7 protein-coding genes are annotated in these 7,589 nt (G+C 37.4%); 3 read left to right on the top strand and 4 right to left on the bottom strand.

Translation table 11 applies throughout. The annotated features are described in order from the left end of the window. The 3 genes from CALSC_RS25570 to CALSC_RS25555 form a co-directional block, all read left to right on the top strand. Nucleotides 1-625 (top strand): hypothetical protein (locus tag CALSC_RS25570; protein WP_235006964.1); only part of this gene is annotated, 625 nt, incomplete at its 5' end. 8 nt (nt 626-633) lie between these two features. After that, nucleotides 634-1,116 carry an adenosine-specific kinase gene (locus CALSC_RS25565; RefSeq protein WP_088243979.1) on the top strand — a complete coding sequence of 161 codons (483 nt, stop codon included), beginning with the start codon at nt 634-636 and terminating at the stop codon, nt 1,114-1,116. Between the two features lie 899 nt (nt 1,117-2,015). Then, nucleotides 2,016-2,723: a glutathione S-transferase N-terminal domain-containing protein gene (locus tag CALSC_RS25555; RefSeq protein WP_088243978.1), complete on the top strand. Its 708-nt coding sequence runs from the start codon at nt 2,016-2,018 to the stop codon at nt 2,721-2,723. A 45-nt stretch (nt 2,724-2,768) separates the two neighbouring features. Here the strand turns inward: CALSC_RS25555 and CALSC_RS25550 are convergent, their stop codons facing one another. The 4 genes from CALSC_RS25550 to CALSC_RS25535 all read right to left on the bottom strand — a co-directional run bounded on the left by CALSC_RS25550 (nt 2,769) and on the right by CALSC_RS25535 (nt 7,357). Beyond that, nucleotides 2,769-4,460, bottom strand: a complete 1,692-nt coding sequence (locus CALSC_RS25550; RefSeq protein ID WP_235006962.1) for a S8 family peptidase — start codon at nt 4,458-4,460, stop codon at nt 2,769-2,771. Between the two features lie 287 nt (nt 4,461-4,747). After that, nucleotides 4,748-5,176 carry a DoxX protein gene (locus CALSC_RS25545; protein WP_088243976.1) on the bottom strand — a complete coding sequence of 143 codons (429 nt, stop codon included), beginning with the start codon at nt 5,174-5,176 and terminating at the stop codon, nt 4,748-4,750. A gap of 60 nt (nt 5,177-5,236) precedes the next feature. After that, on the bottom strand, nt 5,237-6,910 hold the full coding sequence (locus CALSC_RS25540) for a PP2C family protein-serine/threonine phosphatase (RefSeq protein WP_088243975.1): 1,674 nt from the start codon (nt 6,908-6,910) through the stop codon (nt 5,237-5,239). 21 nt (nt 6,911-6,931) lie between these two features. Then, nucleotides 6,932-7,357, bottom strand: a complete 426-nt coding sequence (locus CALSC_RS25535; protein WP_088243974.1) for an ATP-binding protein — start codon at nt 7,355-7,357, stop codon at nt 6,932-6,934. Nucleotides 7,358-7,589 lie beyond the last annotated feature (232 nt).

Genomic DNA, 7,589 nt, shown 5'->3' with positions numbered 1-7,589 from the left:
AATTGACTCTAATTTAGTCAGAATGATGAGACAAGTAGCTGCTCAAATGTCTACACACCATGAAGTAGAAACTGCCCGATTTTTAAATAATCTAGCTACGGAGATTGGTCGCGATTTAGTACCAGTTAAGAATTTTAAAGCAAATTTACAAAAGGATGCCCGTCACTTTTTAAATTTGGACAAACTTCATGAGATTCAGGAAAATGTTCCCCAAAAAGTAGAAAGTTATGTTCCCGAAGATACTGTCATAAAAAATACTATTAATCAGCCTCCTACAGTTCCTTTAGATGATTCCAGAACGCGATATATTGATCAAAATCTCGCAGAAATATTCCAGTCTTTGAGAAAAATTGAGGACATTCTCCGCTCACGACTGCAAACATCAAATCCACTTTGGTATATGGATGTATTGGAAAATGCTCAAGCTAAATCTTGGGTACTAACTACTGAAGAAGTCGAGGAATTAATTGGGGTAAAACCTAGATGTGAAGCAGGTCACAATTCCTATCAACGCGGCTGTTGGGTATTTGTAAAAGTAGGTAAGATGGGTTCTCATACGGGTTGGCGGGTGATGAAGTCAGAGGTTAATTCAGAATCAGTTAAAAATCAAGATCAAGAGAATTGAGATCAATCATGAAAATAAAAGCAGTTACAGTAGAAATTCCTGAAGATTGTAATATCATTATTGGTCAGAGCCATTTCATCAAAACTGTTGAAGACTTGCATGAAGTAATGATGGCAAATTCACAACAAGTTAAGTTTGGATTAGCTTTTTGTGAAGCATCAGGACATTGTTTTGTGAGATTATCGGGTAATGATAAATCTTTACAAGCATTTGCTCAAAAAAATGCTTTAGCAATAGGTTCTGGACATTGCTTTATCATATTACTTAAAAATGCTTATCCCATGAACTTTCTTAATCATCTGAAGCAAGTCCCTGAGGTTTGTACTATTTACTGTGCTACTGCCAATCCTGTAGAAGTAATTGTGGCAGAAACTGAGCAAGGAAGAGGAATTATTGGCATTATTGATGGCTTTTCTCCTAAAGGTGTGGAATCTTCTGAAGATATGATAGAACGCAAAGATTTTCTCCGTCAGATTGGGTATAAGCTTTGATTCAGCCATTCTCAAAGATTTTGAATTTATGAGTAATTTAGAGGATTTTGAGCAGTTGGCGATGCAAGTAATAAGTAATCAGTCATCAGTTTGCTGTTCATCGGTTTGATGCTTCAACAATGTTAGCTCTGAAATCTTAGCCCTGAGTATTCCCGTAGCATGTCCGTTGGCGTAGCTACCTTGAAAGGGCTAACCTAATTACGTAGTGCTGTAAAGTGTACAAGATCATGCGATCGCACTCGAACCACTGCGGGAAAGTCTGTTATATACGTTAATTAGAAAGTAAAAATCTATACTTTGACAGAGAAGGAGCAAAAATAACATTTTTGTGCATAGAGATAATTCGGATTTTCTTATCAAAGAAATATCTACATATATAAGAATTTTAATGTGATGAATAACATTAAAAAATGTGATTTATCATTTCGATTATCCATGTTAGGATCTCTCTAATTTATAGAGTCCCATTAAATTCAACATGAGATTAATCAAAAAGTCAGAACAAGCTTTGCTCTCCGAAATCAAAAAAATAGAAGAAATAGAAAATATTCAAGCTGATACAAAAGATAAGTAAGTCGGCACAATAAAACCAAACTATGTGAAGAATAGTAAATAAGCCTAAAACCCTTGTTCCCCCTGCTCCCTGCTCCCTGCCCCCTGCCTTATCCAAACGATAATTTTTTACGCCAACCTACTTATTCCAGAGACAGTTGTTGAGACACAGCAAGAAATAAATCCACAGATTAGTACATCCAAATATATCCCGTCATACGATAATCCTATAGTCAAGTCTGTTGGTAATTCTGGGTGGCAGATTTCTGAAATTTGGAGGGACATTCGAGTGGATAATTTCTGCGAGTATTAGAGCTATTTCCCTGTAGAGACAAAAAATCAAGGTTATGATTGACTTATATTACTGGCCGACACCAAACGGTCACAAAATTACAATTTTTCTGGAAGAAGCAGGTCTTGAATACCTGATTAGACCAGTTAATATTGGTGCTGGCGACCAGTTTAAACCGGAGTTTCTGCAAATATCACCCAATAATCGGATGCCAGCAATAATTGATACCACTCCCGCAGATGGAGGACAGCCAATCTCAATTTTTGAGTCGGGAGCAATTTTGCTGTATCTAGCTGAAAAAACTGGAAAATTCCTCCCCCATAATCTACGTCAACGCAAATTAGTAACTGAGTGGTTGTTTTGGCAAGTAGGAGGTTTAGGTCCCATGGCTGGACAGAATCATCATTTTGCTCAGTATGCTCCAGAAAAGATTGATTATGCAATAAATCGTTATGTCACAGAGACAAATCGACTCTATGGCGTAATGAACCGCCAGCTTGAAGGACGGGATTATCTCGCTGGCGATTATTCGATTGCTGATATGGCTTGTTACCCTTGGGTTGTTCCATATCAAAAACAGCAACAGAAGCTGGAAGATTTTCCCAATTTGCAACGGTGGTTTGAAAAAATTCAGTCCCGAAAAGCGGTTATTAGTGCTTACTCTCGGGCTTATGAGTATCAAACACAACCAACAGTTACAGAAGAAAGCCGCAAGATTCTTTTTAACCAAACAGCAGAAACTATTGAGAATTTAAAGCAGTAATTATAGCGCTACGCGCCAGTAATATAGTAATAAGTGGAATTAAATTCACCTTAAAAGTGTTTGATTCAATCTTTGGGAAACTCCTTGTGTCAAAAACGCCTCCCTAGTGGAATTTTGGTTATTAGATGCCTGGATTGCTTTGGTTGTAAACTGACTCATTAAAGATGGTTGATGAGGATGTAAAGATGCAGCAAATTGCTCGTATAACTCCGGGTTAACAGCAAAATGAAAAGCTAGTTCTTTGCCAATTTCTTGCAATCGCTGTGGTAGTTCAGCCTCTGTTACTTGTAATAATTCTGCCAGATGTTGGCTCAATAAGACTTGATTCAGTACAATTTCTTCCTGCTCATCATTTAATTGAGACTCGAATAAATGCAGGAAAATATCCCAGTCCCCAGCTTCTACAGGGGTATGTTGTTGTAATGCCAAACCAGGAGCAATTACTGATTGATTCATATTATCTGGTAGGGGTGCAGCCATTAACTTTTCTGCATTGACAATACCTGCTCCAAATTTATTGGGTTTCCATGTGGGAAAGCGATCGCAGCAATCCCGCAACATCTGATTAAATATAATCGGGATATTTTCTGCGCCGTAACGTTCAATCAGTTTGTCCCTTCCGTGATAAGATAACCATAATGCCGCTACCCCTGAAACTAATGGTGCGGAGAAAGAAGTACCGGAATCTTGCTCAATATTGAATGTAAAAGCCCCATCTTTATTCCGGGTTTTGGCGTGCCACAAAGCCTGAGCTGGTGCAGTCACATCAACCCTTTTCCCCCGTGATGCACCCTGCCAAATTTCCCGCCGAATATTACTGCCACAAACAGCAATCACTTCATCGTATGCTGCCGGATACACTACATAGGGAACCATAGTACCGGATGCAGCCACAATAATTAAACCACGTTCTTGGGCATAAGCGATCGCCCTTCGCAAACGTGCATTATGGAAAGCGGTTCCCAAACTAATGTTAATAATATGACAGCCATTATCGGCAGCATATTCAATAGCTTCCGCCAGAGTCCGGATACTTAAAAGTACCACAGAGTAAGATACTCGTAGAGGAACTAACTTTGCCCCAGGAGCCACACCAGTCACATATTTACCATTGGTATAACTACCCTGTGCTTGGGGAGGACTAATCATCAAGCTAGCAGTTGAGGTTCCATGTCCTGGATTGTTAATCAGTTCACCACCAGATTCTTGCAGTAAGTCTAGGGGCTCTCGTTCTGGTCTGATAAAATTGTAACCTTTCTCTAGCAGTAAGTTATCAATAATTTCTGGGTGGTGGGTATAACCAGTATCAGGATGAGCAATCACTATCCCATGTCCTGGTAATTTATTGGGGTCGGGGAAATATTTCTCCCATACCTGCAAAACCCCCATTTGTTTCAGACCCCAATGGACATCACTACTTTCCTCGTCAATTGATGTATCAAAGGCTGCTAGCTGTGGTTTTAATTCATCTCCATGACTAATTTCAGCAATGGGAACAGCAAATAAGGGTTCTACATCGATAATATCGGGTTGCGATTGCAATTCATAACTCTTGTCCCAAGCTTGTTGTATGGATAATGCATCATCCTCAAGAGTGATTTCAAATTCAGTCAAATGCTTGTCAATTGGTTTAACTTGCCAATCTGCACCAAGAACTTTGGCAACAATTTCTTGGCATTTATCCTCTAAACCAGGTGTGACCATTTGGAGAAAAAATCCTTCAAACCTGGGAGTCATAATATTGGAGCTGCTTGCTTGTGGATACATCTTTGTATATAGGATCTGATAAAATTAATACCTATATCTACAACTAACTCAGCCTCAATCCCAAAAGAATATGGGAGGACAAGTATAATTTTACCTTAATTGACTGATGTTTCCTACTAATTTGTTGTGCAAGGATTATATCTTGACAAGATTGGGGTGTTTCTGAATTAAACCCTTGCTACATAAGCGTTATGCGAAGTGTTGATTCAGAGGCGATCGCTTCCAAATTATTACATCTGTTTCCGAAAGTTTGTGATCTACTGAGAGTGTGTTTTACTTGCTCTACCCAGTTTCATGGTTAACCATTGGTCTTGCTCCCGTAACAAAAATAAAGCAATCAATCCACCCAATGTAGGAATAGCAGCCCAAAATAAAGTGTTTGGACTTTCGTAGGGATTTAATAGTTGTTGATATGTGGATAATACTGAAATCAGATGCATTCCCAGTAACCCACCATAAGTCCAGGTTTTGAATAAACCCACCATGAACATGAGAATAATTAGAGTTTGAATCGCACCAACAACATAAGAAATTTCTGGCGAGATTTGCATAAAGTAAAAGCTAGAAAATATCTTTTGCGTTGATTCTGGTTGTATCAGCTTCCGTAATGACCAAACTAGGAAAAATATTGCTGTAGAAATGCGGATGATGGCTAAACTTATTTGTAGTTTTCTTTCGTCTGTCATGGTTTTTCTGTTAGGAAATGCAGAAGTATATAGAGGTTAATGCAAATTCACTAGGACATACTAAAAATCTTTCTGATCAGGATTGATATGTCGTAGAGCTATCATTGTAATGTCATCAAACTGTTCGGTATTTTGCATATAAACTGTTAGTGACTCTTTTATTTGTTGTAATAGAATCTTAGCAGAAGCTACAGGTCTATTTAACAAAGATGCTAATCTTTCCTCTGAAAAAAATTCACCTTCGATAGAACGTGCTTCTGTAACTCCGTCTGTGTAACCAAAGAGCAATTCTCCTGGTTGCAAGTAAGTTTGAGCAATACTCCATTGCATTTCTGGAAGCATACCTACAGCTGGCCCCGTTGCTTGGAGTCGTTCTTTTATCCCACCTTGTTTATAAAGAATATAGAGTGACTCATGTCCGCCATTAATATATGTTAAAAGTCCTGTTGTGGGTTCTAAAATGCCAAAAAATAGTGTAGCAAACATACCAAGCTCACTGTGATTTTTAGCAACATAGTCATTGGTTAGAGAAACAGCTTGCAGAGCATTGAGATGAGCTAAATTAGTTGATCTTGATTTACCCAACCAACCATTAGGAATTGGCTGATTTGCTTCTAAAATTGCATTAGCTGGTCCTCGCAGTTTACTTTGATAAGCAAATACCCGTAGCATACTGCGGAATAAAGCCATAAATAAAGCTGCTCCTACTCCTTTGTCACAGACATCAGCAATTACCAAACCAATACTACCATTTGCAAGTTCAAATGTATCGTAAAAATCACCTGCGACTTGACGTGCTGGTTCAAAAAAAGTCGCAATTTCCCAGCCTTCCTTTTCTACTAATTGAGTCGGTAAAAAATTCTTTTGTATTTCTCGACCTGTTTCCAACTCATGGTTAAGAGCCTCAGAATAAGCTTCAACTTTATTTAGACTAACTTGTAATGCTAATTCAGCTTGTTTACGCTTGTAAATTGCTTCGGAAATTTGATTGAACATCTTTTTAAATGCCGCAATCACATCTCCTAGTTCATCTTTACGTTGAATAAAAGCTAAGGAGAAATCAGGAGTTTGTTCATCTTTACTAATTGCTTCTCCTGCTTTAATTAAATCATTTCTTAAACATAAAATTGGGCGAATAACAATAGGTTCTAATCCTATCCATACACCAAATGTGACAAAGACTGAGATTATCAATACTAAACCAATAATTCTGATCGTAAAAGCATTTAATTCTGGTTGTACAGATGAAACATCATGACGGATAATTAAAAAATTACTTCTTCCCATTTTTTGGGGATTCCAACCTGCATCATATCTTAAGCCATCCTGACTGCGAAAAGTTTTGCGGGGATTTCTTTGTAATTCCCAAACAGATAGCTGGGGTTTCTCTCCAAAGCTACCAATCAATTTACCTTCAGAAGTATAAAGAGCACCTCCAACAATTATATGTCTTAGCTTCCCCATTAAAGGTATTGGCTTTAATTGTGGTAAATTACTTACTTGTTCTAATATTTGCTCATCTGTTTCTTCTACTACACCTGGTATAGTTATTTGTGTGAGTACAGATACTTTTCCTGCTGATACTTCTTCCAGCTGATTCAATAATTCTTTCTCTCTTCTGATAATTGAAGGAATCAGAATCATGGCTTCAATTAGTAATATACTGGCAAAAGCGACAAAAACTATATGCCAAGATAAGCGAGACTGGCGTAATTTAAGCCATTTGAGTGACATTTACTTCTTCTCCTACAATTATTAATTATTTGCAGAATCTCTGTAAATAACAAAAGTATGGCGATTGCAGTTCTCAATACGTTTGTACATAAATTTATCCACTCCACTAGCTGCTAAATAAATTCCTAACCCACCAATCTCTCTTGTTTCCAGTGGTTTGAATAAATCATCTGGCTGTTCTTTTTTTGTGGAATCATATTCAATACCTGTATCTTCCAGGTGGATGATTAAACTTTTCTCATTCAGTTGAGCATGACATACTATATCTCCTTTAATTCCAGCTTCTTGATAACCATGAATGATAATATTTGTAGCTATCTCATCTACTGCTAAACGCAGCTTGTATGCTATTTTTTTAGGTAAATATGCTTGTTTGGCAGCCAATGATACGTACTTTGTTATATCATCTAAAGATTCTAATTCCCCGGCAACTTTTAGAGATTCCATGTTGGGATTTTGAAAATAAAAATTTGTCTTCGATCATTAAAAATGACATCATATCTTTCACTATGTATTTTGGAAGTTTAAAAGTCATCATTATCCATAATAATTACACTGTGATGAAAGCCAGTTTTTTTAATAGTATCTAGCACCATCTCTTGAGGAGATATTAGATAAATATCAACCTGAGTACCCATTTTTTGTTTAGCAAATATTAAAATTTTTAAACCAGCACTTG

The sequence above is a fragment of the Calothrix rhizosoleniae SC01 genome (assembly GCF_900185595.1).
GTDB lineage: Bacteria > Cyanobacteriota > Cyanobacteriia > Cyanobacteriales > Nostocaceae > Calothrix_A > Calothrix_A rhizosoleniae.
Note: the sequence above shows the minus strand (reverse complement) of the source record. Positions and strands in the feature narration are given on the sequence as shown.

Coding starts and splice junctions, on each gene's coding strand:
- CALSC_RS25540 (WP_088243975.1), bottom strand. CDS start 6,910: ATGTCACTCAAATGGCTTAAATTACGCCAGTCTCGCTTATCTTGGCAT.
- CALSC_RS25535 (WP_088243974.1), bottom strand. CDS start 7,357: ATGGAATCTCTAAAAGTTGCCGGGGAATTAGAATCTTTAGATGATATA.
- CALSC_RS25550 (WP_235006962.1), bottom strand. CDS start 4,460: ATGACTCCCAGGTTTGAAGGATTTTTTCTCCAAATGGTCACACCTGGT.
- CALSC_RS25565 (WP_088243979.1), top strand. CDS start 634: ATGAAAATAAAAGCAGTTACAGTAGAAATTCCTGAAGATTGTAATATC.
- CALSC_RS25545 (WP_088243976.1), bottom strand. CDS start 5,176: ATGACAGACGAAAGAAAACTACAAATAAGTTTAGCCATCATCCGCATT.
- CALSC_RS25555 (WP_088243978.1), top strand. CDS start 2,016: ATGATTGACTTATATTACTGGCCGACACCAAACGGTCACAAAATTACA.